This is a genomic window from Mycolicibacter terrae (assembly GCF_010727125.1).
Classification (GTDB): Bacteria; Actinomycetota; Actinomycetes; order Mycobacteriales; family Mycobacteriaceae; genus Mycobacterium; species Mycobacterium terrae.
Window position 1 is genome coordinate 3469593 of the sequence record NZ_AP022564.1, and the last position, 25652, is coordinate 3495244.

27 protein-coding genes and 4 tRNA genes are annotated in these 25652 nt (G+C 69.4%); 9 read left to right on the top strand and 22 right to left on the bottom strand.

Annotated elements, in window-relative coordinates:
• Nucleotides 1–12 precede the first annotated feature (12 nt).
• Genes G6N23_RS16410 through G6N23_RS16420 form a run of 3 tightly spaced genes read left to right on the top strand, consistent with a single transcriptional unit; the run spans nucleotide 13 to nucleotide 2760 of the window.
• Nucleotides 13–1665, top strand: coding sequence for a DNA repair helicase XPB (locus G6N23_RS16410; RefSeq protein WP_085258963.1), 1653 nt, complete (start codon nucleotides 13–15; stop codon nucleotides 1663–1665).
• 58 nt (nucleotides 1666–1723) lie between these two features.
• Entirely contained in the window at nucleotides 1724–2149 is a 426-nt protein-coding gene (locus G6N23_RS16415; RefSeq protein WP_085258962.1) for a pyridoxamine 5'-phosphate oxidase family protein, read from the top strand.
• 5 nt (nucleotides 2150–2154) lie between these two features.
• A complete protein-coding gene (locus G6N23_RS16420; RefSeq protein WP_085258961.1) occupies nucleotides 2155–2760 on the top strand; it encodes a class I SAM-dependent methyltransferase in 606 nt (201 codons plus the stop codon).
• 4 nt (nucleotides 2761–2764) lie between these two features.
• Here the strand turns inward: G6N23_RS16420 and G6N23_RS16425 are convergent, their stop codons facing one another.
• The 3 genes from G6N23_RS16425 to G6N23_RS16435 all read right to left on the bottom strand — a co-directional run bounded on the left by G6N23_RS16425 (nucleotide 2765) and on the right by G6N23_RS16435 (nucleotide 6438).
• Nucleotides 2765–2989 (bottom strand): hypothetical protein, encoded by a 225-nt coding sequence (locus G6N23_RS16425; protein ID WP_085259019.1) that lies wholly within the window; start codon nucleotides 2987–2989, stop codon nucleotides 2765–2767.
• Between the two features lie 77 nt (nucleotides 2990–3066).
• A complete protein-coding gene (locus tag G6N23_RS16430) occupies nucleotides 3067–5211 on the bottom strand; it encodes a 3-hydroxyacyl-CoA dehydrogenase NAD-binding domain-containing protein (RefSeq protein ID WP_085258960.1) in 2145 nt (714 codons plus the stop codon).
• Nucleotides 5212–5226: 15 nt separating this feature from the next.
• A complete protein-coding gene (locus tag G6N23_RS16435) occupies nucleotides 5227–6438 on the bottom strand; it encodes an acetyl-CoA C-acetyltransferase (protein WP_085258959.1) in 1212 nt (403 codons plus the stop codon).
• Between the two features lie 209 nt (nucleotides 6439–6647).
• On the opposite strand from G6N23_RS16435, the gene G6N23_RS16440 reads away from it, so the two are divergent.
• Nucleotides 6648–7850, top strand: a complete 1203-nt coding sequence (locus G6N23_RS16440; RefSeq protein ID WP_085258958.1) for a pyridoxal phosphate-dependent aminotransferase — start codon at nucleotides 6648–6650, stop codon at nucleotides 7848–7850.
• On the opposite strand, the gene G6N23_RS16445 is transcribed toward G6N23_RS16440, so the two are convergent.
• Together G6N23_RS16445 and G6N23_RS16450 are read right to left on the bottom strand one after the other, a co-directional pair.
• Nucleotides 7837–8289, bottom strand: coding sequence for an SRPBCC family protein (locus tag G6N23_RS16445; RefSeq protein ID WP_085258957.1), 453 nt, complete (start codon nucleotides 8287–8289; stop codon nucleotides 7837–7839). The two genes, G6N23_RS16440 and G6N23_RS16445, sit on opposite strands and share 14 nt — an antisense overlap.
• Nucleotides 8290–8343: 54 nt before the next feature.
• The gene (locus G6N23_RS16450; RefSeq protein WP_085258956.1) at nucleotides 8344–8787 is read right to left on the bottom strand and encodes an SRPBCC family protein; all 444 of its coding nucleotides are present in this window, start codon (nucleotides 8785–8787) and stop codon (nucleotides 8344–8346) included.
• 87 nt (nucleotides 8788–8874) lie between these two features.
• Between G6N23_RS16450 and G6N23_RS16455 the strand changes: the two genes are divergently transcribed.
• A complete protein-coding gene (locus G6N23_RS16455) occupies nucleotides 8875–9216 on the top strand; it encodes a DUF732 domain-containing protein (protein WP_085258955.1) in 342 nt (113 codons plus the stop codon).
• 4 nt (nucleotides 9217–9220) lie between these two features.
• On the opposite strand, the gene G6N23_RS16460 is transcribed toward G6N23_RS16455, so the two are convergent.
• Nucleotides 9221–9988, bottom strand: a complete 768-nt coding sequence (locus tag G6N23_RS16460) for a chymotrypsin family serine protease (protein ID WP_085259018.1) — start codon at nucleotides 9986–9988, stop codon at nucleotides 9221–9223.
• 226 nt (nucleotides 9989–10214) lie between these two features.
• Here G6N23_RS16460 and G6N23_RS16465 point away from each other — a divergent pair, with 226 nt between their 5' ends.
• The gene (locus G6N23_RS16465) at nucleotides 10215–10664 is read left to right on the top strand and encodes a DUF5994 family protein (RefSeq protein ID WP_085258954.1); all 450 of its coding nucleotides are present in this window, start codon (nucleotides 10215–10217) and stop codon (nucleotides 10662–10664) included.
• 27 nt (nucleotides 10665–10691) lie between these two features.
• Here G6N23_RS16465 and G6N23_RS16470 read toward each other — a convergent pair.
• From G6N23_RS16470 to G6N23_RS16480, 3 genes are all read right to left on the bottom strand, one after another.
• Nucleotides 10692–10768: transfer RNA gene (locus G6N23_RS16470), tRNA-Phe, on the bottom strand.
• Between the two features lie 29 nt (nucleotides 10769–10797).
• Nucleotides 10798–10871, bottom strand: a tRNA-Asp gene (locus G6N23_RS16475).
• Between the two features lie 32 nt (nucleotides 10872–10903).
• Nucleotides 10904–10976 (bottom strand) — tRNA-Glu (locus G6N23_RS16480).
• Nucleotides 10977–11100: 124 nt separating this feature from the next.
• Here G6N23_RS16480 and G6N23_RS16485 point away from each other — a divergent pair.
• A tRNA-Lys gene (locus G6N23_RS16485) sits at nucleotides 11101–11173 on the top strand.
• Nucleotides 11174–11235: 62 nt separating this feature from the next.
• Here G6N23_RS16485 and G6N23_RS16490 read toward each other — a convergent pair.
• Genes G6N23_RS16490 through G6N23_RS16505 form a run of 4 tightly spaced genes read right to left on the bottom strand, consistent with a single transcriptional unit; the run spans nucleotide 11236 to nucleotide 15662 of the window.
• Nucleotides 11236–12150, bottom strand: coding sequence for a class I SAM-dependent methyltransferase (locus G6N23_RS16490; protein WP_085258953.1), 915 nt, complete (start codon nucleotides 12148–12150; stop codon nucleotides 11236–11238).
• 46 nt (nucleotides 12151–12196) lie between these two features.
• The gene (locus tag G6N23_RS16495; protein ID WP_085258952.1) at nucleotides 12197–13549 is read right to left on the bottom strand and encodes an amidohydrolase family protein; all 1353 of its coding nucleotides are present in this window, start codon (nucleotides 13547–13549) and stop codon (nucleotides 12197–12199) included.
• Nucleotides 13543–14712 (bottom strand): CoA transferase, encoded by a 1170-nt coding sequence (locus G6N23_RS16500; protein WP_234808452.1) that lies wholly within the window; start codon nucleotides 14710–14712, stop codon nucleotides 13543–13545. The genes G6N23_RS16495 and G6N23_RS16500 overlap by 7 nt, the downstream gene beginning before the upstream one ends.
• On the bottom strand, nucleotides 14703–15662 hold the full coding sequence (locus tag G6N23_RS16505; protein WP_085258951.1) for an enoyl-CoA hydratase/isomerase family protein: 960 nt from the start codon (nucleotides 15660–15662) through the stop codon (nucleotides 14703–14705). Before G6N23_RS16505 ends, G6N23_RS16500 begins: the two co-directional genes overlap by 10 nt.
• 113 nt (nucleotides 15663–15775) lie before the next feature.
• On the opposite strand from G6N23_RS16505, the gene G6N23_RS16510 reads away from it, so the two are divergent.
• Nucleotides 15776–17290: a class I adenylate-forming enzyme family protein gene (locus tag G6N23_RS16510; RefSeq protein ID WP_085258950.1), complete on the top strand. Its 1515-nt coding sequence runs from the start codon at nucleotides 15776–15778 to the stop codon at nucleotides 17288–17290.
• Nucleotides 17287–17589 (top strand): hypothetical protein, encoded by a 303-nt coding sequence (locus G6N23_RS16515; RefSeq protein ID WP_085258949.1) that lies wholly within the window; start codon nucleotides 17287–17289, stop codon nucleotides 17587–17589. The genes G6N23_RS16510 and G6N23_RS16515 overlap by 4 nt, the downstream gene beginning before the upstream one ends.
• Nucleotides 17590–17607: 18 nt before the next feature.
• On the opposite strand, the gene G6N23_RS16520 is transcribed toward G6N23_RS16515, so the two are convergent.
• The 9 genes from G6N23_RS16520 to G6N23_RS16560 all read right to left on the bottom strand — a co-directional run bounded on the left by G6N23_RS16520 (nucleotide 17608) and on the right by G6N23_RS16560 (nucleotide 25631).
• Nucleotides 17608–18114 carry a DoxX family protein gene (locus tag G6N23_RS16520; protein ID WP_085258948.1) on the bottom strand — a complete coding sequence of 169 codons (507 nt, stop codon included), beginning with the start codon at nucleotides 18112–18114 and terminating at the stop codon, nucleotides 17608–17610.
• Complete coding sequence (locus G6N23_RS16525; RefSeq protein ID WP_085258947.1) at nucleotides 18111–18791, bottom strand: fatty-acid--CoA ligase; 681 nt, start codon at nucleotides 18789–18791, stop codon at nucleotides 18111–18113. The genes G6N23_RS16520 and G6N23_RS16525 overlap by 4 nt, the downstream gene beginning before the upstream one ends.
• Nucleotides 18792–18820: 29 nt before the next feature.
• Entirely contained in the window at nucleotides 18821–19363 is a 543-nt protein-coding gene (locus G6N23_RS16530; RefSeq protein ID WP_095173727.1) for a hypothetical protein, read from the bottom strand.
• The gene (locus tag G6N23_RS16535; RefSeq protein WP_095173725.1) at nucleotides 19360–19974 is read right to left on the bottom strand and encodes a TetR/AcrR family transcriptional regulator; all 615 of its coding nucleotides are present in this window, start codon (nucleotides 19972–19974) and stop codon (nucleotides 19360–19362) included. Before G6N23_RS16535 ends, G6N23_RS16530 begins: the two co-directional genes overlap by 4 nt.
• 93 nt (nucleotides 19975–20067) lie before the next feature.
• Nucleotides 20068–21216 (bottom strand): acyl-CoA dehydrogenase family protein, encoded by a 1149-nt coding sequence (locus G6N23_RS16540; RefSeq protein ID WP_085258946.1) that lies wholly within the window; start codon nucleotides 21214–21216, stop codon nucleotides 20068–20070.
• A 10-nt stretch (nucleotides 21217–21226) separates the two neighbouring features.
• Nucleotides 21227–22372 (bottom strand): thiolase family protein, encoded by a 1146-nt coding sequence (locus G6N23_RS16545; protein WP_085259014.1) that lies wholly within the window; start codon nucleotides 22370–22372, stop codon nucleotides 21227–21229.
• 5 nt (nucleotides 22373–22377) lie between these two features.
• Nucleotides 22378–23193, bottom strand: a complete 816-nt coding sequence (locus G6N23_RS16550) for an enoyl-CoA hydratase/isomerase family protein (protein ID WP_085258945.1) — start codon at nucleotides 23191–23193, stop codon at nucleotides 22378–22380.
• Nucleotides 23193–24410, bottom strand: a complete 1218-nt coding sequence (locus G6N23_RS16555; RefSeq protein WP_085258944.1) for a CaiB/BaiF CoA transferase family protein — start codon at nucleotides 24408–24410, stop codon at nucleotides 23193–23195. The genes G6N23_RS16550 and G6N23_RS16555 overlap by 1 nt, the downstream gene beginning before the upstream one ends.
• Nucleotides 24411–24440: 30 nt before the next feature.
• The gene (locus tag G6N23_RS16560; protein WP_085258943.1) at nucleotides 24441–25631 is read right to left on the bottom strand and encodes an acyl-CoA dehydrogenase family protein; all 1191 of its coding nucleotides are present in this window, start codon (nucleotides 25629–25631) and stop codon (nucleotides 24441–24443) included.
• Between the last annotated feature and the right edge of the window lie 21 nt (nucleotides 25632–25652).

A 25652-nucleotide genomic window follows, 5' to 3' on the forward strand; every position in this document is an offset into this window, starting at 1 on the left:
GATAATGGGCCCATGAGCACCGACGGGCCGTTGATCGTCCAATCCGACAAGACCGTGCTGCTCGAGGTCGACCATGAGCAGGCCGGCGCGGCGCGCGCCGCCATCGCGCCGTTCGCCGAGCTGGAACGCGCCCCGGAGCACGTGCACACCTATCGCATCACCCCGTTGGCGTTGTGGAACGCCCGCGCGGCCGGCCACGACGCGGAGCAGGTGGTCGACGCACTGGTCAGCCACTCGCGCTACGCGGTACCGCAGCCGCTGCTGGTCGACATCGTCGACACCATGGCCCGCTACGGGCGCCTGCAGCTGGTGAAGAGCCCGGTGCACGGTCTGACCCTGGTCAGCCTGGATCGTGCCGTGCTCGAGGAGGTGCTGCGCAACAAGAAGATCACGCCGATGCTCGGTGCCCGCATCGACGACGACACGGTCGTGGTGCATCCCAGTGAGCGCGGCCGGGTCAAGCAGATGCTGCTCAAAATCGGTTGGCCCGCAGAGGATCTGGCCGGCTATGTCGATGGCGAGGCGCATCCGATCGAGCTGCGCCAGGACGGCTGGCAGCTGCGCGACTACCAGGAGATGGCCGCCGACTCGTTCTGGTCGGGCGGCTCGGGGGTGGTGGTGCTGCCGTGCGGCGCCGGCAAGACGCTGGTCGGCGCCGCGGCGATGGCCAAAGCCGGCGCCACCACGCTGATCTTGGTCACCAACACCGTCGCCGGCCGGCAGTGGAAACGCGAGCTGATCGCGCGCACCTCGCTGACCGAAGAGGAGGTCGGCGAGTACTCCGGAGAACGCAAGGAGATCCGGCCGGTCACCATCGCCACCTATCAGGTGATCACCCGCCGCACCAAGGGCGAGTATCGGCATCTGGAACTGTTCGACAGTCGCGACTGGGGCCTGATCATCTACGACGAGGTGCATCTGCTGCCGGCGCCGGTGTTCCGGATGACCGCCGATCTGCAGTCGCGGCGGCGGCTCGGACTGACCGCCACCCTGATCCGGGAGGACGGCCGCGAAGGTGACGTGTTCAGCCTGATCGGGCCGAAGCGCTACGACGCCCCGTGGAAGGACATCGAGGCCCAGGGCTGGATCGCGCCGGCCGAATGCATCGAGGTGCGGGTCACCATGACCGAGAGCGAACGGATGACCTACGCCGTGGCCGAGCCGGAGGAGCGCTACAAGCTGTGCTCGACGGTGCACTCCAAGATCGCGGTGGTGCGCTCGATCCTCAAGCAGCATCCCGGCGAACAGACCCTGGTGATCGGCGCCTACCTCGACCAGTTGGAGGAACTGGGCGAGCAGTTGGGCGCCCCGGTCATCCAGGGTTCGACGCGCACCGCCGAACGCGAGAAGCTGTTCGACGCCTTCCGCCGCGGCGAGGTATCGACCCTGGTGGTGTCCAAGGTCGCCAACTTCTCCATCGACCTGCCGGAAGCGTCGGTGGCGGTGCAGGTCTCGGGCACCTTCGGGTCCCGGCAGGAGGAGGCCCAGCGGCTCGGCCGGCTGCTGCGCCCCAAGGCCGCCGGTGGCGGAGCGGTGTTCTACTCGGTGGTCGCCCGCGACAGCCTGGACGCCGAGTACGCCGCGCACCGGCAGCGGTTTCTGGCCGAACAGGGCTACGGCTACATCATCCGCGACGCCGACGACCTGCTCGGCCCGGCGATCTAACGTCGACCCGCCCGCCCGGCACCCGCGCCCAGCGCGGCGTTGCGGTTAGCCTCGAAACATGGCCCTATCCAAGGATGAGCGCGAACAGTTTCTGGCCGAGCCGCACATCGCGGCACTGTCGGTGAGTGCGGGCCCCGGCCGGGGCCCGCTGACGGTGCCGATCTGGTATCAGTACACGCCGGGCGGCGAGCCCTGGGTGCTCACCGGCGCCGATTCACGCAAAAGGCGGCTTATCGAGGCCGCCGGCAGTTTCTCGCTGATGGTGGAGCGGACCGAGCCGACCGTGCGCTACGTCGCCGTCGACGGTGCCCTCAGCCGCATCGAACCCGGCACGGACGACCGTCAGGCCGAACTGGCCCACCGCTACCTTCCTCCCGACCGGGCCGAGAAGTTCCTCACCTACGCACTGGCCGAACTGGGTGAGCACGTGGCCATCTATCTGCGCCCCCAGCATTGGGTCTCTGCGGACATGGGAGCCATCTAGACGCCATGGGGGGCAGGCGGCTGCTGTTTCGGGGGATGTATCGGCTGGGGTTCACCCCGTGGGATGGGCACGCCCTGGCCCGCGGGCTGCGCAACCTGGTCGAGATCGACACGGGCGTGGCGATGTCGCCGGGCACCGCACTGGATCTCGGCTGCGGTACCGGGGACAACTCCATCTACCTGGCGCAGAACGGATGGCGGGTCACCGGAGTGGATTTCGCCCCGCGGGCGCTGCGCGTCGCGCGGGACAAGGCGCAGGCCGGGAAGGTCTCGGTGCGGTTCGTCTGCGCCGACATCGCCCAACTGGCCTCGGCCGGTCTCGGTGATGACTTCGCGCTGGTGACCGACAGTGGTTGCCTGCACGGGATGAACGATCACGACCGGGCGGTCTATGTCCGGCAGGTCAACGCGGTGACCGGACCGGACTCGCGGCTGCTGATCGTCGCGTTCGCCCCGGGGGCGTTGTTCGGTGTCCGCGGGATCGACCAGGCCGAGATCACCCGGCTTTTCGCACCGGAGTGGGAGCTGATCAGCTCCGGCGATGAGCCGAACTACCTGCCCGCCAACGGCGGCCAGCCGGTGCGGCACTACCTGTTGGCGCGCCGGGCCTGACCGGTCAGCTCCCGCAGGCGCTGGGCAGCAACATCATCAGCGGCCACAGCAGCACCCCGGCCACGGTGGCCACCTCGTAGATGCTGTGCGGCGGTATGCCGAACTGTTGCTCGGCCCGGGTCTGGAGGAGTTCCACACCGTCGGGGCGCAGGAACAGGCACACCACGCCGATGATGACGTACACCAGACCCAGCCATAGCGCCGTCTCCAGCAGCTTGGCGACACTCACGTTCACCCGGTAGTCCAGAAGACGCGAAATCCCCCGAAACCATGGAGGTTCGGGGGATTCCACGCCTGCGAGCCTAGCTAAAGGAGCGAGGACGGCGGGGTGAACCGGTCGCCGTATTCGGCGGCCAGTTCCTTGGCCCGCGCCACGAAGGCCTGCTGGCCCACGCCGTGCGGGCCCTCATAGCCGACGATGAACTGCGCGGTTCCGCCGGTCCAGGCCGGGTAGCCGATGCCCATGATCGCGCCGATGTTGGCGTCGGCGGTCGAGGTCAGCACGCCCTCGTCGAGGCACTTCTGGGTCTCCAGCGCCTCGGCGAACAGCATCCGGTCGATCATGTCCTGCAGCGGCGGGGTGGAGCTGCCCGAGTTGAACGTCTCCCGCAGGCCCGGCCACAGGCCGGTGCGCTTGCCGTCGACGTACTCGTAGAAGCCGGCCCCCTTGAGGCGCGACGGACGGCCGAGCTCGATCATCTTCTCGACGACCGTCTCGTTCATCTGCTTCTCGTAGGTTCCGCCGGCCGCCTCGATGCCCTCGCGGGTGGCGATGGCGATCTTCTGCATCAGCTCGAGGTTGAGCTCGTCGCAGAGCTGCAGCGGAGCGGCGGGGTAGCCGGCCTGCAGGCCGGCCTGCTCGATGCTGGCCGGCTCCACGCCCTCACCGAGCATCATCAGCGCCTCGTTGACGAAGGTGCCGATCACGCGGGAGGTGTAGAAGCCGCGACTGTCGTTGACCACGATCGGGGTCTTCTTGATCGCCAGCACGTAGTCGAACACCCGGGCCAGCGCCTCGTCGGAGGTCTTCTCCCCGCGGATGATCTCCACCAGCGGCATCTTGTCGACGGGTGAGAAGAAGTGGATGCCGATGAAGTCCTCCTGGCGCTTCACGCCGGTCGCCAGACCGGTGATCGGCAGGGTGGAGGTGTTGGACCCCAGCAGCGCGTTGGGCTCGACGATGTCCTCGATCTCCTGGAAGACCTTGTGCTTGAGCTCCTGGCTCTCGAACACTGCCTCGATCACGAAGTCGACACCCTTGAGGTCGGCCGCGTCGCCGGTCGGGGTGATCTTGTCCAGCAGCGCCTTGGACTTCTCCGCGGTGGTGCGGCCGCGCTCCAGCGCCTTGGCCTCGAGTTTCTCCGAGTAGCCCTTGCCCTTCTGCGCCGCTTCCAGGCTGACGTCCTTGAGCACCACGTCGTAGCCGGCCTTGGCCGACACGTAGGCGATGCCCGCGCCCATCATCCCGGCACCGAGCACACCGATCTTGCGGATCGGGGTCTGGCCGATGCCGTCGGGCCGGCTGCCGCCGCCGTTGATGTGCTGCAGGTCCAAGAAGAACGCCTGGATCATGTTCTTGGCGACCTGGCCGGTGACCAGCGAGGTGAAGTACCGGCTCTCGATGCGGCTGGCGGTGTCGAAGTCCACCGCCGCGCCCTCGACCGCGGCGGCCAGGATGGCCCGCGGCGCCGGCATGTTGGCCCCCTTGAGCTGCTTGCGCAGCAGGGCCGGGAACGACGGCAGGATCGCCGCCAGCGCCGGGGTGGACGGGGTGCCACCGGGCATCTTGTAACCCTTGGCATCCCACGGCTGGGTGTGGGCATCCGGGTTGGCCTTGATCCAGGCCTTGGCGGCCGGCACCAGCTCCTCGACGGTCGGCAGCACCTCGTCGACCAGGCCGATCTCCTTGGCCTTGGCCGGCTTGAACCGGGTGCCCTGGGCCAGCACGTTCATGAACGCGTTCTGGATGCCCAGCATGCGCACCGTGCGGGTGACGCCGCCGCCGCCGGGCAGCAGGCCCAGGGTGACCTCGGGCAGGCCGAGCTGGCTGCCCTTGACGTCCGCGGCGATGCGGTGATGGCAGGCCAGCGCGATCTCCAGGCCGCCTCCCAGCGCCGCGCCGTTGATGGCGGCGACGACCGGCTTGCCCAGGGTCTCCAGGGCGCGCAGGTCGGCCTTGATGTTCTCCACCTGGTCGAAGGCCTGCTGAGCCTCGGCCGGGCCGACGTTGATCATCGCCTTGAGGTCGCCGCCGGCGAAGAAGGTCTTCTTCGCGCTGGTGATGACCACACCGGTGATCGAATCCTTCTCCGCCACAAGGCGTTGCACCGCGTTGTGCATGGACTCGCTGTAGTGCTCGTTCATCACGTTGGCCGACCCGGTCGGGTCGTCCAGGGTCAGCGTGACGATGCCGTCAGCGTCCTTGTCCCACTTGATGGTGTTCTCTGCCATTTTTGAAAAACCCTCTCAGACGCGCTCGATGATGGTGGCGACGCCCATGCCACCGCCGATGCAGAGTGTGATCAGAGCGCGGCGGGCACCCCGGCGCTCCAGTTCGTCGACCATGGTGCCGGTGATCATCGCGCCGGTGGCGCCCAGCGGGTGGCCCATGGCGATGGCGCCACCGTTGACGTTGAGCTTCTCATCCGGGATCTTCAGGTCCTTCTGGAACTTCAGCACCACGGAGGCGAACGCCTCGTTGAGCTCGAACAGGTCGATGTCGTCGACGGTCAGCCCGGCGCGGTCGAGCACTCGCTGGGTGGCCGGGGTCGGCCCGGTGAGCATGATGACCGGGTCGGCGCCGCTGGTGGCGGCCGCCACGATGCGGGCCCGCGGGGTCAGCCCCTGCTCCTTGCCCGCCTTTTCGCTGCCGACCAGCACCAGCGCGGCACCGTCGACGATGCCGGAGCTGTTGCCGCCGGTGTGGACGTGGTTGATCTTCTCGACGAAGTGGTACTTCTGCAGCGCCACGTCGTCGAAGCCGCCCATCGCGCCGATACCGTCGAACGCGGTCTTGAGCTTGCCCAGCCCCTCGATGGTGGTGTCGGGCCGCATGTGCTCGTCGTGGTCGAGAACGACCAGGCCGTTCTGGTCGCGCACCGGCACCACGGACTTGGCGAAGTAGCCGCCTGACCAGGCCGCGGCGGCCAGCTGCTGGCTGCGCAGCGCGTAGGCGTCGACGTCATCACGCGAGAAGCCCTCGATGGTGGCGATCAGGTCGGCGCCGATACCTTGCGGCACGAACCCGATCTGGTAGTTGGTGTCGGGGTCGCTGGCCCAGGCGCCGCCGTCGGAGCCCATCGGCACCCGGCTCATCGACTCCACGCCGCCGGCGAGCACCAGGTCGTCGAACCCGGCTTTGACCTTGGCGGCGGCGGTGTTGATGGCCTCCAGGCCGGAGGCGCAGAACCGGTTGAGCTGCACGCCACCGGTGGTCTCGGGCATGCCGGCGGCCAGCATCGCGGTGCGGGCGATGTCGCCGCCCTGGTCGCCGACCGGCGACACCACGCCGAACACGGCGTCGCTGATCTGGTTGACGTCCAGATCCGGGTAGCGGGTGCGGAGCTCGTCGACCAGGCCGACGGCCAGGCTGACCGGCTTGATCTCGTTCAGCGCCCCGTTGCGCTGCTTGCCGCGCGGGGTGCGAATGGCCTCGTAGATGAAGGCTTCTTCGGACATGATGAGAGTTCCTCTTCAGTGTTCGATGCGGATTGTTCGATTTCGTCTGCTGGGAGCGTAGACCTCTGCCTCCCACCCTAACAGGGCGGCCTATCAACCGGATGGTTGGGCAGCTCCCCCGCCGAGTGCGAAGTTGCGTTCACGCTCGGGTCGAGCGTGAACTGGGCTTCACGTTGGACAAGCTCGGGCACGCTTTAGGCTCGGCATCCATGACGGTGTCGCGGTTACGGCCCTATGCCACCACGATCTTCGCCGAGATGTCGGCGCTGGCCGCGCGGATCGGCGCGGTCAACCTCGGTCAGGGCTTCCCCGACGAGGACGGGCCGCGCGCCATGCTCGAGGCCGCCCGGGCCGCGATCACCGACGGCATCAACCAGTACCCGCCCGGTCCCGGAATCCCCGCGCTGCGCGAGGCCGTCGCCGGCCAGCGCAGCCGGCACTTCGGGATCGACTACGACCCGGACACCGAAATCCTGGTGACGGTCGGGGCCACCGAGGCCATTGCCGCCGCGGTGCTCGGCCTGGTCGAGCCGGGCTCAGATGTGCTGCTGCTCGAGCCGTTCTACGACTCTTATTCGCCGGTGGTGGCCATGGCCGGGGCGCGGCGGGTCAGCGTGCCGCTGGTTCCCGACGGCCGCGGCTTCGCATTGGATGTCGACGCACTGCAGCGCGCGGTCACGCCGGCGACCCGCGCGCTGATCGTCAACTCACCGCACAACCCGACCGGCATGGTGTTCACCGAGTCCGAGCTGGCGGCGATCGCCCGGATCGCGGTAGAGGCCGATCTGCTGGTGATCGCCGACGAGGTCTACGAGCACCTGGTCTTCCCGGGGCCCCAACGGCGGGCGCACCTGCCGTTGGCCGGGTTCGAGGGCATGGCCCAGCGCACCGTCACCATCTCCAGTGCGGCGAAGATGTTCAACTGCACCGGCTGGAAGATCGGCTGGGCCTGCGGGCCGGCGGAGCTGCTGGCCGGGGTGCGGGCCGCCAAGCAGTACCTGAGCTATGTCGGCGGGGCGCCGTTCCAGCCGGCGGTGGCGTTGGCGCTCAACACCGAGGACGCCTGGGTGGCGACGCTGCGCGCGACGATGCAGGCCCGCCGGGACCGGCTCGCCGCCGGGCTGGCAGGAGTCGGCTTCGAGGTGCACGACAGTTTCGGCACCTATTTCCTGTGCGCCGACCCGCGGCCGCTGGGCTATGACGACAGCACGGCGTTCTGCGCCGAACTGCCGCATCGGGCCGGGGTGGCGGCGATCCCGCTGTCGGCGTTCTGCGTGCCCGCGGCCGAAGCCGCAGCTCCCGAGGTCTGGAATCACTTGGTGCGCTTCACTTTTGTCAAACGTGAAGACACTCTCGACGAGGCGATCCGCCGTCTGGCGGTGCTGCGGGACGGGCCGATCACGACCCGCTAGGGGTCTCGTCGCCCATCACCCGCTCCCGCAGCCGCTCGGTGGCGGTGGCCAACACCACCTTGCTGGCGCGCCGGACCAGAAACGCCGGAATCGGCCCTGCCGGTTCGACGGTGATGTCGAAGCGCACCCGGGTGCTGTCCGGGCCTTCCCGGATCAGGGTGTACTCGACGTGCTGGGCGTGCTGCTGCGCTGTCGCCTTGGCATCCCAGACCATCCAGTCCGGACCCCAGTGGTACTCCAGAATCTCCTTGTCCACCAACCCCAGAACCTTGATGGTGGCACGGACGTGGTGGGGACGGCCGTCCTCGTAGGTGTCGAGGATCTCCACCCGCTTGTGCACCGGGGACCAGGACACCAAGTCAGCCACATCGGCCAGCGCGTCCAGAATCTTCTCCGGCGGCGCCTCAATCACAATTTCCCGCGATGCTCGAACAGCCACTGCCCCGAGCCTAGCCGGGTGACCAGCCCCCGGCGGGGTTTCACCGAACCGAAGTCAGCGGCCCTTTTTGACCTTGAGCACCTGGGTGCGCAGGCCGTCGGTGGCGGTCTTCATGCCGCCCTTGAGGGTGTTCTTGAGCAGGAACCCCGGGATCGGGATCGACGGGTCGACCTCCATGTCGAAGCGGACCTTGGTCGCCTCGCCCTGCGGGGTCAGGGTGTACTTGGCGTCCTGCGCCTTGAGTTGACCGGCCGACACCAGCGTCCAGCCGACACTGTCGGAGGTCCAGCTGTATTCGACCACCTGCTCGTCGGTCAGACCGGCCGCCTTGATCCTCATCCGCACCCGGCGCGGCCGGCCGTCGTCATAGGTGTCGAGCACCTCGGCGGACTGGTACTGCGGGGACCAGGACGGGACGGACTCGACGTCGGCAAGGACATCGAAGATCTCCTCCGGGCTGGCCTCGATGACCACTTCGCGGGAATCCTTGACTGCCATGGCTGGCAACGATAGTCAGCCGTGCGGCGGTGCGCGGGGAATTTGCCCCGGACGGAGGTGTCCCGGCCAGCCGGCGGCGGTGGCACGATGGAGGTCATGCATGTGACCGCGCGCATCGCCGCACCCCTGCTGGCCGCCGTTGCGCTGGCCGGCGCGCCCGCCGCACACGCCGACGACGCCAGCTATCTGGCGAAGGTCAACGCATCGCCGGTGCCGATCCCGATCGCCGATCAGGTCAAGGTGACCTCGGGGCACTACATCTGCGCCCAGTTGCGGATGTACGGCCACACCGGGACCTACCGGGCCGGGATCTCGCCGGGGGATCTGGTTCGCCAGCTGACCAACACCTTTTACTACAGCCCCGAAGCCGCCGACGTCCAGATCGCCGCGGCGCAGTCCGAGCTCTGCCCGGAGACGTTGCGCCCCTGAGGATTTAGCCGAGGCCGAACCCGGCGCCCGGACCGCCCTTGGCGTTGATGTCGTCGAGGATCTCCTTGAAAGTCACAATTCCCGGCCCGGACTGGTCCAGCGGTGCGACCGGCACGGATCCGTCACGGACCATGCCGATGAGCAGGTTATCGATGGTGATCGGCGAGCCGTCATCGCCGGGTTGCCACCACTCCTCGGCCGGGTCCCCGGCGCCCGTTGCGACATCGAAACAGTTGAGGCCGCTGCCCCGGCCGAGTTTGCACGCCTGCTTCGCCGCCACGGGTTCCGACGCGGCGGGCTCGGGCTGCGGTCCGGCGGGCTCCGGGCCGGCAGGTTCCGGGACGCCAGGTTCCAGGCCGGCCGGGGCCGGGTCGGTGGGATCCGGGTCGGCGGGGCCGAGGCCGTAGATCCCAAAGCCTTCGTAGTCGGCGATCGGCTTCACCTTGGCCGGATCGAAGTCGATCACCGCATAACCGAGACCCTCGTCGGCGGCCACCACCGTGCCCACGGTGCCGTGGTCTTCGGCTCCCTCTGCGACGACCGGCGAGCCGGGTACGCCACAGTGCACCGAGGTGAAGCCGATCAGCCGGCCGACGCTGTCGTGGCCGATGGCGGCCAGCGTGCACAGGGTGTCGTCATCGAGCGTGATGGCGGCGCCGCCGCCGAGCAGAATCTTGGCATCGGCTGCAGCTGCGCCGGCGGACAGCCCGATGGAGGCGATCAGCGCGGCAGCGGTGACCGCGGCCGTTCGCCGGGGAGATACACGGTGCACAGCGGCCCAGTCTATGGCTCGACTGCGGTCGAACCGCAGCCGAAACGCTGCCGAGCGCGTACGGTCGAGCATGAGCCGCTTCATTGTCAGCGGTGGTTCACCCAGACTCGCGGGCGATCCCACGGGCAATTGTGATTCCTCCGCCTGTCCGCAGCCGCGGGCCAAACGAATCGTGAAGGAACCCTCCCGTGAATTGTGAACTGTGGTGTCCGCAGGGGCAGCTGCCATGAGCCACCCGATCGGCGGCACCCGCCAGGCCCGCCCCATCCGGCTCACGGTGGCTCGGGAACTGGGCGGCGACATCGACGGCGCCTGGTGGCCGCGTGCCGATCGGATCACCCGTGAATTGCCCGAGCTTGTCGCGCTGCTGACACCCCGGCTCGGTGAGATCACCGGCATCAACGTCAACTGGTCGCCGCTGCAGCGACCACCGGACCTCAACTGGCCGGGCTGGGAGAGCAAACGCCAGCACGTGATGACCGTCAGCGGCATGCAGGCATGCGTGAACCTGTTGGTGATCTCGTATGCGACGCACAGTGCGCTGGCCATGATGGTGATGCGCTGCGCCGCGAACCTGCCTATCGAGGCGGCGGACCAGAACAAGCCCGTGTGCCTGACGGCCGGCTCGATTCTGCGCTCCGCCCGGCGACAACGTGAGGCCGCCTGCGGAACCTAGTCTTGGCCGGCCGAGGAGGATGAGATCTGGTGGCCAGGGCCGGGATCGAACCGGCGACCTTCCGCTTTTCAGGCGGACGCTCGTACCAACTGAGCTACCTGGCCGGAAGGCACATGTGCCTCGCCGTGTGAAGCGACCCTGACGGGACTTGAACCCGCGACCTCCGCCGTGACAGGGCGGCGCGCTAACCAACTGCGCCACAGGGCCTTGCTCTTCGCTCCGCGTCCCCGCGATGCGAGTACCCCCTACGGGATTCGAACCCGCGCTACCGCCTTGAAAGGGCGGCGTCCTAGGCCGCTAGACGAAGGGGGCCAGAACCGAATCTCTCCGGGGACTCGCAACGTGGTCACGTTGGGAGCTTCGCTAGCTTAGGGCACGGCGGGCCCAATCCTCAAACGCGGGCTCGATCGGGAAGGCAGTATTCTGTTCCGGCACGGCCCCTATAGCTCAGTTGGTAGAGCTACGGACTTTTAATCCGCAGGTCGCAGGTTCGAGCCCTGCTGGGGGCACCTCATCGTCGTGGTCGTCGCGGCGCCGCCGTCGCATCGCCGATCAACTGTTGTGACGCTTGTCATACGGCCGGGCCGGGTAGCTCCGCACTCAGGTAGGTCAGATCGCCGAATGCCACCGCCAGCGGATCGTCGCCGTACTCCAGGCCGGCCTCGGCGTAGAGCTCGGTGACCTGTCGGCCCGCCACCGTCCAGCCCGCCGCCGTCAGGTAGTCGACGATGTGGTTGCGTTCGCCGTGGTAGATCAGCTCGCCGATCTCGACCTCGCAGCCGATGGATTGCAGCTTCTCTCGGTGCTCGCGCCACTCCGGCCCGGAGAACACCGAGGTGTCCTGAATGAATTCGCAGGCCAACCGGCTGCCCGGTGCGCTGAGGCCGGTGATGGTGTCGAACAGCGTGTCTTGGGCGTCGGGCTGCAGATAGACGAGCAGGCCCTCGGCGCTCCACACGGTGGGAGCCTGCGGGTCGAAGCCGGCGGCCCGCAGCGCGGCCGGCCAGTCGTCGCGCAGGTCGACGGCCACCGTGCGGCGCTCGGTGGTCGGCTCGGCGCCCAGACCGGCCAGGGTGGTGGTCTTGAAGTCGATGACCTGCGGCAGGTCGACCTCGTAGACCACGGTGCCGGCCGGCCAGGCCAGCCGGTAGGCGCGGGAATCCAGCCCGGCGGCGAGGATGACGGCCTGGCGGATGCCGCCCTGCGTGGCGGACTGGAAGTGCTCGTCGAAGAAGCGGGTGCGCACACCCATGCCGTGGCCCATCCGGACCGGATCGAAGTCGTCGCCTTCGGGGAACGCGATGTCGCCGTCCACCATGCGGGTGAAGAAGTCGATGCCGACGGCACGTACCAGCGGCGCCGCGAACGGGTCGTTGATCAGTTTGTCCGGTCCGGTCGTGGCCAGCGCGCGCTGCGCCGCCACCATGGTCGCGGTCGCTCCCACACTGCTGGCCAGGTCCCAGCTGTCACTGTCCGAACGCGTCATCAACCGTTCCTTCCGATTTCTCCATCAACCAAACTATCTAGACAGGCTACCGACTGTCGCTGTGCTGGGACACTACGCCGCCGGCGACGACGGTCAGCGCGACCATGTCAGCCTCGAGCGCGGCCAGTGCCTCGGCCGGACCGGCGGCCAGCAGACACAGGTCGCCGGGTTCACCGGGCACGATCCGGCGCGGTACCGCGGGCCGGTCGGCTCGACCGGTGAACATCGCCAGTGCGGCACGCGCCGATACCCGCTCGGCCGGGCCCAACACCACGCTGCTCGGCGTGCTCCTATGCACCGCCGCGCGCATGGCCGCCCAGGGATCACCGTCACCGAAGGGCGTGTCGGTCGACAGCGCCACCGCAATCCCGTTGTCCCGCAACGACGCCAGCCGCCACAGCTCGTGCTGGCGGTGGGGCTCGACGGCGGCCAGGTAGTCGTCGCCGCGTTCGGCGACGAAGTTGGGCTGGGTGATCACGGTGATGCCGAGCGCGGCGAGGTCGGCCAGCCGATCATCGGGCACCACCGCTGCGTGTTCGATGCGATCGTCGCGATGCACCCCGGCGGACTGCCATGCCGCGATCGCCACGGTGAGCTGGGCATCGGTGACACAGTGCAGTGCCACGCCGTGGTCGCGGATGTGGTTGTCGCACAGCATTTTCGCCAATGCATCCAGGTCCAGGCGAGCATCGTCGAGGATGATCTTGGCCGGCCCGACGGTGACCCCGGGTGCCGGGGCGGTCCCGGCGGGCGCCAGGCAGTGCAGGCGTTGCAGCAGCTCGCCGCGACCGCGCGCCGCGGCGAACGCGGCGAGATCGACGTCGCCGTGGCCGGGGGTGGCCTCGGTGATCCCGGTGACACCCCGGGCGGCCAGTTGGCGGCTCAATGCCGTCAGCGACGGCTCGCGTTGCGGCAGCCGCGGCGCCGGGTCGCCGTGGGCGCGCAGCAGCCGGCCGTCCGCGTGGCCGGCCATCCCGATTCGGGCCAGGCCGGCGGAGTTGAGCACCCACAGCGCGCCGCTGCGGTGCGCCACCCGCACCGGAAGCTCAGGGCAGAATCGGTCCAGCAGTGCGGCATTGAGCTCTCCGGCGACCGACTCGTGGTAGCCGTAGCCCCGCACCCAGCCATCGGGATCAGCGGTCGCGCTCCGCAGCGCGGCGGCCAGGTCATCGACGGTGCGCACCTGCGGGGGCCCCAGACGCACCGAATCCAGCGCCGCGGCCGCCGAGCGCAGATGCAGGTGGTGATCGTGCAGCCCGGGGATCGCCGTGGCGTGGTGCGCGTCGAGCACGTCTTCGCCGCGGCGCGCGTCCAGCCGGGGCGCGACCTCGGCGATGGTGTCGCCGAGGCGCACATCGACCACCGACCCGTCCAGCAACACCGCGCGCTGGATCAGCACCGTGACACCAACTCGCCGACCCGTGCGTTGTCGGCCCCCAACCGCGGGCCGACGCCCTCAATGCGCGGGCACCCCGGCGGCGACGCCGGCTGCGCACCGCCGCGATGCAGCGGCAGCGCGGCATAGCCGGCGGCGACGGCGGCCAGGGCGAAGGTGATGACCTCGCCGCCGCCGCGGGCCAGCGCGTCGAGCACCGCACCGGCCGCCTCGATGCCGGTCAGCGGGTCGGCGATGGCGTCGCCGCAGAACACCGGGTCCGCAGCCCCGTCGAAGCCCACCAGCCCGCCCGCCACCGCGGCGTCGTCACCGAAGCCGGGAGATCCGGCGTCGTGCGCGGTGATCTGCAGCCAGACTCTGCCCGGCCGGCCCGCCACGTCGAGCGGCCCCAGTCCCCGCCGGGCCAATGCCGCGGGCCGCGACCCTTCCAGCACCACGTCGGCCGCTGCCAGCAGCCGGGCAAGAAACGCGGCGTCCCGATCGAAATCGAGGGCGCACGAAAGCTTCCCGGCGTTCATCCAGTCGAAGAACGCGCGGTCCCCGGCGCGGGTTCCGTCCGGTCGGGACGGGCTTTCCACCTTGATCACCGTGGCGCCGGCCTGCGCCAGCAGTTGCCCGCACAGCGGCCCGGCCCACAGCGAGGTCAGGTCGACGACCAGCGCGCCGCGCGGTCCGCGGCCCGGCCCCGAAGGCCCGGCCCGGCGGATCAGAGGTGGCGCGGGATCGGCCTCGCCCAGCGTGGCGGCGGGGAGATCGAGCAGTCGCGCCCGGGCCACCACGTCGGCCGCCGGTTTGTCGGCCGCCCAGCCGGCGATGGCCCCCCACGGCTCGCCGGGGCCCTCGGCTTCGATCAGGGCGGGCACGGCGTCGATGTCGTCGGGGCGCGACAGGGTGAGCGCCCACCAGCCGTCGGCGGCGCCCAGCAGTCGGGAGGCTCCGCCGGCCGAGACGCGGCCGGCGCGGGTCCAGCCCCGCAGCGCAGCGCGCCCGGCCAGCAGGATCGCGGCATCGGCTTCGAGGCCCGCCGCGGCGTTGATGCGTCGGATCACCTCCCCCGCGCGCTGCAGCACCGCGGCGCGGGAGAAATCCGGCGGGCCGTCGGGCGCACCGGTCAGCCAGGCCAGCCCGGATGCGCCCCAGCCGATCACCGGGTCCGCTACGGGCACGACCAGGCCTCGGCCGAGACCTCGTCGACCAGCCCCCACCGCTGGGCGGTCGTCGCGCCGATGGTGCGTCCGGACAGGATAAGATAGGCGGTGCGCCACCGCCCGATGCGGCGAGTGACGCTGACGGTGCCACCGGCGCCCGGTATCAACCCGAGGTTCAGCTCCGGCAGGCCCAGCACCGCCTCCGGGTGGGCTCGCACCCGACCGCAGAAGGCGGCCATCTCCAGTCCGCTGCCGAGCACCTGGCCGTGGATGTCGGCGCGGCAGCGCGCGCCGAGCCGGGCGGTCAGGGTGTCCAGCGCCAGTGCGGGGCTGTAGCGGGTGCGGGCCAGGTGGGCGCTGGGCACATCGGTGAAGCCGCCGAACTCGGCGAGATCGCCGCCGCTGCAGAACGACCGCCCGGTACCGGCCAGCACCACCTCGTCGATCGAGGTGTCGGCCTCGGCGACGGCCAGCCCGTCGAGCAGGGCGGCGCGCATCGCGTTGCTGAACGCGTTGTGCCGCTCCGGCCGGTTCAACCGCAGCCGCAAGGTGTCGCCGTCGCGGTCGATCAGCACCGGGTCGCTCGCATCCGGCGCCGTGGCCGGGCCCCGCTCGGCCAGCCAGCCGGCGAACTCCGGGCCGGCCTGCAGCACCGAGTAGGCCAGGGATTCGGTGACCACTCCGGCGAACGCCGTTGCGCCCGGATCGATCGCCCGCAGCACGTCGTCGCAGATCGCCGCCGAGTGTGGGCGGCGCCGGCACCGCTCGGCGATGTCGGCGAGCGTCTCGCTCACCGACCCGACGGTGATCACCCGGCGATCGGCCACCTCGGCTTCCGAGAGGGTGAAGCTGGCGCGCTCCAGCCAGTGCTCGGCGTGCTCGCTGTCGAATCGGGCGCCCGTCGCGATGACGATCCCGGCGCCGGGCTGGGCGTCGGGTGCCGTCTCGAGGCCGACCACGCTGATCATGACGCACGTCAGCGTACCCAGGACGGCCGCGCGACCCTGCTCCGGACGGTAGCGGAACTACCCTAAAATGATAATGTCGTTCTCATTCACGACGCACCACGGGGAGCCAAGCGGTGAGCATTTCGTTGTTGCTGGAAATGGCGGTGTCCGCCGATCCGGACCGGGTCACCGTCGTCTCGGACACGACCCGCTACACCACCGCCGAGCTCAACGCCCTCGCCGACGCCGGGGCCGGCGTGATCGACGAGACCGGCGCACGCAGTGTGGCCTACGTCGGGATGGGCGGAGACCTGCTGCCGTTGCTGCTGTTCTCCGCGGCACGGGCCGGGCAGCCCTTCGCCCCGCTGAACTACCGGCTCAGCGGGCAGGCGCTGCGCGAGCTGATCGGCCGACTGCCGCAACCGCTGCTCGTCGTCGACAAGGAATACCTCGACCTGGTCGGCGAGGCGGGCGGGATCGCCGTCGCGGTCATGGACTCCGACACCTTCTGCGCCCGGGCCCGCACCACCACCCCCGCGGTGCAGTGGCCGGACCCCGACGACGTGGCGGTCGTGCTGTTCACCTCGGGCACCACCTCGGCGCCCAAAGCCGTTGAGCTGACCCACAACAACCTGACCAGCTACGTGACCGGCACGGTGGAGTTCGGCTCGGCCGATCCCGAGGACGCCGCGCTGATCTGTGTTCCGCCGTACCACATCGCCGGTGTCGGAGCGGCGCTGAGCAACCTCTACGCCGGACGCAAGTCGGTCTATCTGCGCCGCTTCAGCGCCGCCGAGTGGATCCGGTTGGTCAGGACCGAGGCGGTGACCACCGCGACCGTGGTCCCGACGATGCTCGAGCGCATCGTCACCGAACTGGAAGCCGGACCGGCCCCGCTGCCCACCCTGCGCAACCTGGCCTACGGTGGCTCCAAGGTGGCCCTGCCGCTGGTGCGCCGGGCGCTGGACCTGCTCCCCGAGGTCGGCTTCGTCAACGCCTACGGCCTGACCGAGACCAGTTCGACCGTCGCGGTGCTCACCCCCGAAGACCACCGCACCGCTTATGCGTCCACCGACGAGGCCGTGCGCAAGCGGTTGGGGTCGGTCGGTCGCCCGGTTCCCGGCATCGAGGTCGTCATCCGCGACGACGACGGCCTACCGGTCGCCGCCGGAGTGCCCGGCGAGTTGTTCGTCCGGGGCGAACAGGTCTCCGGCACCTACACCGGCATCGGGTCGGTGCTCGACGCCGACGGCTGGTTCCCGACCCGCGATCTTGCCGTGCTGGACAGCGAGGGCTACCTGTTCATCGTCGGCCGCTCCGATGACACCATCATCCGCGGCGGCGAGAACATCGCCCCCGCCGAGATCGAGGACGTGCTGGTCGAGCACCCCGAGGTGCGCGAGGTCGCGGTGGTCGGCGCCCCGGATCCGGAGTGGGGCCAGATCATCGTCGCGTGCGTGGTTCCGGCAGCGGGTGCATCGCCCGACCCCGACGCGCTGCGCGAGTATGTTCGGGCACAGCTGCGCGGATCCCGCACGCCGGATCGGATCGTCTTCCGGGCGGAGCTGCCCACCACCCCGACCGGCAAAGTGCTACGCCGGGAGCTCGTGAACGAACTGCAAACAGTGAATGCCGAAGGGGCGCAATGATCAAGTCCGGTACCCGTCTGAAGAGTCAGGTGTGCGACACCCAGGTCATCGTGGTGAAGACCGCCGACAGCCTCGATGATCTGCGCGCCGGCGGCGCCGCGATGGTGCCGCTGGACGCCGATGCCTCCGGCGGCGCGGCCTTGGACCCCGACTTCGCCGGCGGCTCGATGATGGGCAAGCGCTACGTCGACGACGCCGGCGCCGAAGTGCTGGTCACCAAGGCCGGTGCCGGCACGCTGAGCATCGGCACCGTACCGATGGCCATCAAGGAAGCCAAACCGCTGCCGGCCAGCGACTGACCGGCAGGGCAGGCTTGCTCAGGCCTGCTCCGGCACCGGCCGGAAGAACACCGCCAGCTGGCCCAGCCCGCCGGCCAGGCCGAGCCCGGCCGCGATCAGCAGGCCGGTCCACCCGTCGCACCAGTTGTGCCCGAACAGCAGGTGGTCCAGGCTGAGCTGCCCGGCCCCGAGCATGGCGATGCCGACCGCGACGGCCGCCAGCACCAGGTTGTACTCCCACCCGCTGTTGACGATGAAGAAGCCGTTGGCCCGGTGCACGGTCCAGGCCGCCACCAGCATCAGGGCGACGAAGCCCGCCGCGGGAATCGGCGTGAGCAGACCGGCGGCCAGGCCCAGCCCGGCGGCGATCTCGGTTCCGGCGGCCATCCGGGCGTGGAAGGTGCCCGGCCGCATACCGATGCTGTCGAACCAGCGTGCCGTCCCGGCGATCCGGCCGCCCGCGAAGATCTTGTTGTAGCCGTGCGCAGCCATGGTCAGGCCGAGGCACAGCCGCACGATCAACAGTGCTACGTCGTAAGCGGTCATCGAATGGTTTCTCCTTCGGCGCGGTCTTCTTGGTCATCGTGCTGATCGGCAACGCGGATCATGTGCTGCAACCGGCCGACGAAGACCGGCGGGTAGACGCCGACGCCGGCCCGGGTGATCCAGTCGGCGGCGAATTCGGGTTGGCCGATCCACCGTCCGGCGTCGACTTCGGCCACCTCCTCGGAGGCCTGCTGCAGCATGAACACCTCACGGGGATTGTCGAAAGCCTGGTATATCAAGACTTTCTGGATGCCCGCCGCGGTGAAATCCTCGGCGGTGGCATGCACGTGGGCGATCAGCGCCTCGGCGTCGACGACTTCGGCCACCGCCGCCACCACCACCCCCGGCGGTTCGGCCGACGACAATTGCGGATCGGCGAAATCGATGCGCTCAGCCAGCGAACCGGCGAAGACGGCCGGGATGTCGTGGACGCCGACGGCGTCGAACCAGCCCATGAAGGCCTCGTCGCGCAGCAGGTCGACCACCGGCTGCGCGGCGCGGATCGACATCACCGCCAGCACCCGGCCGGGATCGACCGCGGAGGTGTAGACGAGGACGCGGCGGGCACCCAGGTGAGCCAGGTTGTCGCGGTGGCGCTGCAACAGCGGCCAGACCCTGGCCGGATCGGGGACCCGATAGTCCGTCACCAGCACCAGGGAGCGCGACGACTCGGGCACGTTCTCTCCTCCAGGCGCGACGGCGCCCGTCAGCTGGCCGGGCTCAGGTCCATCGCGACTGACGGACACGCCGCCGGCCCGCAGCGAAACTTCTCGATGTGGGCCGATCCGGAGCGGGCGGCCGCCGGGTCGACGCCGGCCGCCCGCAACGCCTGGGCCTTGAACGCGCGAGCCGCCGCGCTGAGCCGGTGCTGCCGGGCGTCGACGTCGCGACGCAGTTCGGCGGGCACCGCTCCCCATAGCGTCACCTCGGTGCTGCTGTGCTCCAGCGCGTCGAGCACGCCCTGCCGCACTTGGGCGTGGCCGTCGAACATCTCGGCGCAGACCGCGATCGTCTGAGGGTGCGGCCAGTGCTCCCACTGTTTGAGCACCGACGCCAGGTCCAGAACGCGGGCCCCGAGGATCTGCAGAGGACGGGTGTCGGTGTCGTCCAGGGCGTCGAGGATCATCACGGTGACGTCCCACCCGGCCGTCGCGCGGTCGTAGAGCCAGCCGCCGGCGGCGGTGACGACGTCGAGGACGCTGCGGCCGACGACGTCGAACCGGTAGCGCATCTCCGGGTCGCCGGTCACCGGTGTCCGTCCTGTACCGGCGGAGCGAAGTCGCGCGCCAGTGTTTCCGTGTACGCCGTGAACACCTCGGTCAGAGGTATTGAAGGGTCCAGAAGCCATGACATCTCCATTCCGTTGATAAAGGCGAGAATCTCGGCGGCCTTGATGCCCGCGTCGAAATCTGCGCGGTAGCGGCCGGCGTCCTGGCCGCGCCGGATCAGGTCGGCGACGATGTCCAGCGCGGCGCGGTAGCGCTTGAGCATCCGGTCGTGCAGTGGCGCCTCGGGCAGGACGTTCTCCGCGAGCAGCACGGTGAACGTCCCGACCAGTTCGGGCGCCCGGGTAAAGCGTTCGGCCACCCGCTCAATCTGCTCGATGAGGTCGCCGTCGCGGTCGGCGTGGGAATCGTCATCGGCGTCGCGGGCGTCGAGCACCGCGTGCAGCAACTGTTCCTTGGACGCGAAGTGGTGCAGCAGACCGGCCGCGCTGACACCGGCGTTGCGAGCGATCTGCGCCAGCGAGGTATTGCGCCAGCCGTTGCGCGCCAGCAGGTGTTCTGCCGCCAGCAGGATCCGCTGCCGGCGGTCCTCCCCTTTGGCGAGCAGTGTGGCGTACGGCCGTGGTGAGGTCACCGGGCTCCTTCGATCAACCAACCAAGTGAACACACAGTAGGTTGGTTTGCGCGTTGTGACAAGGGTCTCATCGAAGATTCTTTTTGCCGGCCCTCACAGACCCAGCGACTTGGCGATGATCATCTTCATCACCTCGCTGGTCCCGGCATAGATCCGGGCCACCCGCGCATCGGTGTAGAGCCGCGCGATCGGGTATTCCATCATGTAGCCGTAGCCGCCGAACAGTTGCAGGCAGCGGTCGATCACCCGGGCCTGCATCTCGGTGCAGAACAGTTTCACCCGGGCGGCGTCGGCCGCCGACAACTCACCCTCGACGTGTTCGGCGACCGCTCGGTCGAGCATGCACTGGGCGGCCTCGATCTCGGTGGAGACCGCGGCCAGTTCGAATTTGGTGTTCTGGAACGACGCGACCGGGGAGCCGAACACATTGCGGTTCTTCACATAGTCGATGGTGGCGGCCAGCGCCGAGCGGGACTGGGCGACCGAGCCCACGGCGACGGTGAGCCGTTCCTGGGCCAGGTTGTGGCCGAGGTAGCTGAACGCCTCCCCCTCCTCCCCCAGCCGGTTGGCCACCGGAACCCGAACGTCGGTGAACGACAACTCGGCGGTGTCCTGCACCTTGCAGCCCATCTTGTCCAGTTCGCGGCCCCGGGCGAAGCCCGCCATACCGTCCTCGACCACCAGCAGCGTCAGGCCGCGGCGACGGTTGTCGGGGTCGGTGGAGGTGCGCGCCACCACGATCACCAGATCGGCCTGGATGCCGCCGGTGATGAACGTCTTGGCCCCGTTGACGATGTAGTCGTCGCCGTCTCGCTCCGCGGTGGTGCGCATCCCGGCCAGATCCGACCCGGTGCCGGGCTCGGTCATCGCGATCGCGGTGAGCAACGTGCCGGCCGCCAGCCCGGGGAACCAGCGGGCCCGCTGCTCGTCGCTCGCGTAGTGCAGGAAGTACGGCAGGATCACCTCGAGTTGGGTGCGCACCGTGGACAACGTGACCAGCGCGCGCGCCGCCTCCTCCTGCAGCACCACGTTGTAGCGGTAGTCGTCGATGCCGGCGCCGCCGTACTCCTCGGGGATCGCCATGCCGAGCATTCCCAGCGAACCCAGGTGCTCGAACACCGCTCGCGGCATCCGGCCGGCCTTCTCCCACTGCGGATATTCGGGCACCACGTGCTTTTCGACGAAGTCACGGGCCAAGGCCCGAAACGCCTCGTGGTCTTCGGTGAACAGAACACGCTGCATGAGGTGTCCCCTAACCGACCAGCTCGACGATCGTGGCGTTGGCGGTTCCGCCGCCTTCACACATGGTCTGCAGGCCGTAACGAATCCCGTTGTCGCGCATGTGGTGAATCATCCGGATCATCAACACCGCACCGGAGGCGCCGAGCGGATGGCCCAGTGCGATGGCCCCGCCCAGCGGGTTGAGCCGCTCGGCGTCGGCGCCGGTGTCGGCCAACCACGCCAGCGGCACCGGCGCGAAGGCCTCGTTGACCTCGAACACGCCGATCTCGTCGATGCCGAGCCCGGCCCGCTTGAGCACCTTCTCGGTGGCCGGGATAGGCCCGGTGAGCATCAGCACCGGGTCGGCGCCGGTCACCGCGCCGGCCCGGTAGCGCACCAGCGGGGTCAGCCCGCGCCGGGCGGCCTCGTCTTCGCTCATCACCAAAAGCGCTGCGGCGCCATCGGAGATCTGCGAAGAGTTGCCGGCGTGGATCACTCCGTCGTCACGGAAGGCCGGCTTGAGCCCGGCCAGCTTCTCGGCGGTGGTACCCCGTCGGATGCCCTCGTCGGCGTCCACCACGCCGCCGTCGGTCGCCACCGGCATGATCTGATCGCGAAACGCCCCGGCGTCCTGCGCGGCGGCGGCCAGCCCATGTGAGCGCACCGAATATTCGTCGACCCGAGCGCGGTCGAAACCCCATCTCTCGCAGATCATCTCGGCGCCGATGCCCTGATTGAACTGAAATCCGTCATAACGCGCCAGCGCTTTCGGGCCGAACGGTTCCCCGGTGGACCGTGCCGCGCCGAGCGGAACCCGGCTCATCACCTCGACACCGCCGGCGACCACGACATCCTGCTGCCCCGACATCACCGCGTGTACCGCGAAATCGAGCGCCTGCTGACTGGAGCCGCAGGCCCGGTTGACGGTGGTGCCGGGGATGGTCTCCGGCCAGCCCGCGGCCAGCACGGCGTAACGCCCGATATTGCTGGACTGGTCGCCGACCTGCGACACGCAGCCCCACACCACGTCGTCGACGGCCCCCGGGTCGACACCGGTGCGCTGCATCAGCTCGTTCAACACGAGAGCGGACAGGTCCGCGGCGTGCACCCCGGCCAGGCCGCCGTTGCGCTTGCCGACCGGGGTGCGCACCGCCCCGACGATCACTGTTGGTCGCATCTGAACTACTCCGATCTCGTTGGCTTCGCCGGCCATCCGCCGGTGAAGCGCGGCGTCCGTTTCTCGGCGAACGCCGCATACGCTTCCGCGGCGTCTGTCCCGGCGAAATTGACTATCTGGGCGCGTGATTCGTTCATCAAGGCGGCCGGCAGGGTGGTGTCGGCCCCCTGGTTGAGCAGCGCCTTGGTCTGCGCCAGTGCCCGCGGCGGGCCGGCCGCCAACCGGTCGGCGAGGTCGTCGACGAACCCGTCGATCTCCTCGGCCCCCACCACCCAGGTCACCAGGTTCAGTGCCTGGGCTTCGGCGGCGTCGATGGTCTCGGCCAGCAGCGTCAGCCGCTTGGCCTGTTGCAGGCCGACGATCTTGGGCAGCAGCCACGATCCGCCCAGGTCGATCGAGAGCCCCCGCTTCGAGAAGATCTGGCAGAACGTCGATTCCGGCGTCGCGACCACCAGGTCGCAACCCAGGGCCAGATTCCAGCCGGCCCCGACCGCGACGCCGTTCACCTTGGCGACGGTCGGCACCGCCAGCTCGTGCAGGGCCAGCGCGACGTCGGACAGCCGGCGCAGCTTCTCCGCCGGGTGGACCTGCTCGGGGGTGCCGATGTCCGCGCCCGAGCAGAACGCGCCGCCGGCGCCGGTGATTACCAGGGCGCGCAGGTCGCGGTCGTCGGCGGCGTCGCGCAGCGCATCCCGCAGCTCCCGCCACAACCGCGGGTTGATCGCGTTCTTGCGGGCGGGCCGGTTCAGGGTGAGCGTGCGCACGCCGTCGCGATCGCTGCTCAGCAGGACCGGCTCGCCGGCCCCGTCGTGGTGTGCCATCAGCTCCCAGCCTGCCCGATCGCCCCCTGGCCGCGCAGCGCGGCGATGTCGGTGTCGGTGAGACCCAGCTCGCCCAGCACCGCGTCGGTGTGTTCGCCCAGGCCCGGCACCGCCCCCATCGGCGGGTCGTAGCCGGCGATCACCGGGGGCGGCAGCAACGACGGGATCGGTCCGGCGGGCGTGTCGATGCTGCGCCAGCGGTCGCGTTCGGCGAGCTGCGGATGCCCCAGCACGTCGCTGGGCGTGTTGTAGCGGGCGTTGCCGATTCCGGCGGCGTCGGCGGCGTCCTGAATCTTGGCCAGGTCATGGCGGGAACACCAGTCGCCTATCGCCTCGTCCAGGATCGCCCGGTGCGCCACCCGGTCGGCGTTTCCGGCGAACCGCGGGTCCTCGGCCAGATCCTCGCGGCCCAGCAGTTCGCGGGCCAGCCGCTGCCACTCCCGGTCGTTGGTGGTGCCCAGCACCACGGTGTGCCCGTCGGCGGTCGGGTAGGCGCCGTAGGGCGCCACCGCCGGTGAGCTCATCCCCAGCGGCTGCTGGTCGACTCCGGAGTGCCGCGCGTAGGTCAGGTGGTAGCCCATCATCTCGGCCATGGTGTCGAACAGGCTCACGGTGATCGACGGCGCCGGCTCATCCCGGTCTGTCCCCTTGCGGCCGGCCAGCAGCGCCACGATCGACAGCGCCGAGTACAGGCCGCTGGTCACGTCGGCCACCGGCGGGCCGGGTTTGGCCGGGGCGCCCGGATTGCCGGTCACCGAGCACACCCCGGACTCCGCCTGCACGAGCAGGTCATAGGCGCGCTTGTGCGACAGCGGGCCGCCGCTGCCGTACCCGTCGATCTCCACCGCGATCACGTTGGGGTGCCGGCGCGCCATGTCCGCCGGCGACAGCCCCAGCCGGGCGGTGGCACCCGGCGCGAGGTTAGACACCAGCACGTCGGCGCGGTCGAGCAGACGGTGCAGAATGTCGCGTCCCGCAGCGCTTTTCAGGTCCAGGGTGACCGACTCCTTGCCACGGTTGACCCAGACGAAGTGCGCGGCCTGCCCGTTGACGACGTCGTCGTAGTAGCGGGCGAAGTCGCCGCCGTCGGGGTTCTCCACCTTGATGACGCGCGCGCCGAAGTCGGCCAGCGCGCGGGTGCACATCGGGGCCGACACCGCCTGTTCCAGGGTCACCACGGTGACGCCGGCCAGCGGTGCGGCTGACTGTGGGGGCATCACATCACCATGCCACCATCGACCGGCCCATCAGTAACTCCTGGGTAGTCCGAGCACGTGCGAGCCCAGGAAGTTCAGGATCATCTCCTGGCTGATCGGCACGATCTTCATCAGCCGCGACTCGCGGAAGTACCGCGACACCGCATACTCCTCCGAGTAGCCCATGCCGCCGTGGGCCTGCAGCGCCCGGTCGGCGGCCCCGAAACCGGCATCGGCACAGAGGTATTTGGCCATGTTGGCCTCACGGCCGCACGGCTTGCCGTTGTCGTAGAGCCAGGTGGCCTTGCGCAGGATCAACTCGGCGGCATCCAGGCGCGCCAGCGAGTCCGCGAGCGGGAACTGGATCCCCTGGTTCATGCCGATCGGCCGGTCGAACACCACACGCTCGTTGGCGTAGCGGACCGCGCGGTCCAGCGCGACCCGGCCGATGCCCAGCGCCTCGGCGGCAATCAGCATGCGCTCCGGGTTCAGCCCGTGCAGGATGTAGGAAAAGCCTTTGCCCTCTTCACCGATCCGGTGTTCGGCCGGGATTCGCAGGTCGTCGATGAACACCTCGTTGGAGCCGACGGCGTTGCGGCCCATTTTGGTGATCGGCCGGATCTCGACGTGGTCGCGGTCGATATCGGTGAGGAACAGGGTGAGACCGTCGGTGGGTTTGCCCCCTCGCTTCTGCACGTCCTCGCGGGACTCGGTGCGGGTCAGCAGCAGGATCTTCTCGGACTCCTGCGCCTTGGAGATCCAGACCTTACGACCGTTCACTACGTAGTCGCTGCCGTCGCGCTTGGCGAACGTGGTGATCCGTGACGTGTCGAGGCCCGCGGTCGGTTCGGTGACGCCGAAGCACACGTGCAGGTCGCCGCTGACAATGCGGGGCAGGGTTTCGGCCTTCATCTCCTCCGAGCCGAAGACCACGACCGGCTGCATACCGAAGATCGACAGGTGGATCGAGCTTGCGGCGTTCATGCCGCCGCCCGAACGCGCCACTTCTTCCGCCAGGATGGTGGCCTCGGTGATGCCCAGCCCGTGGCCGCCGAACTCCTCGGGGATGGTCATGCCCAGCCAGCCGCCACCGGCGATGGCGTCGTAGAACTCGCGCGGGAATTCGTGCGCCAAGTCCTTGGTCATCCAGTAGTGGTCGTCGAACTTGGATGCCAGTTCGGCGACCGACTGCCGGATCAGCTGCTGGTCCTCGGTCAGCTCGAAGCTCATTCCGCCGGACATGGTCTCCTCCAGCTCATCAAA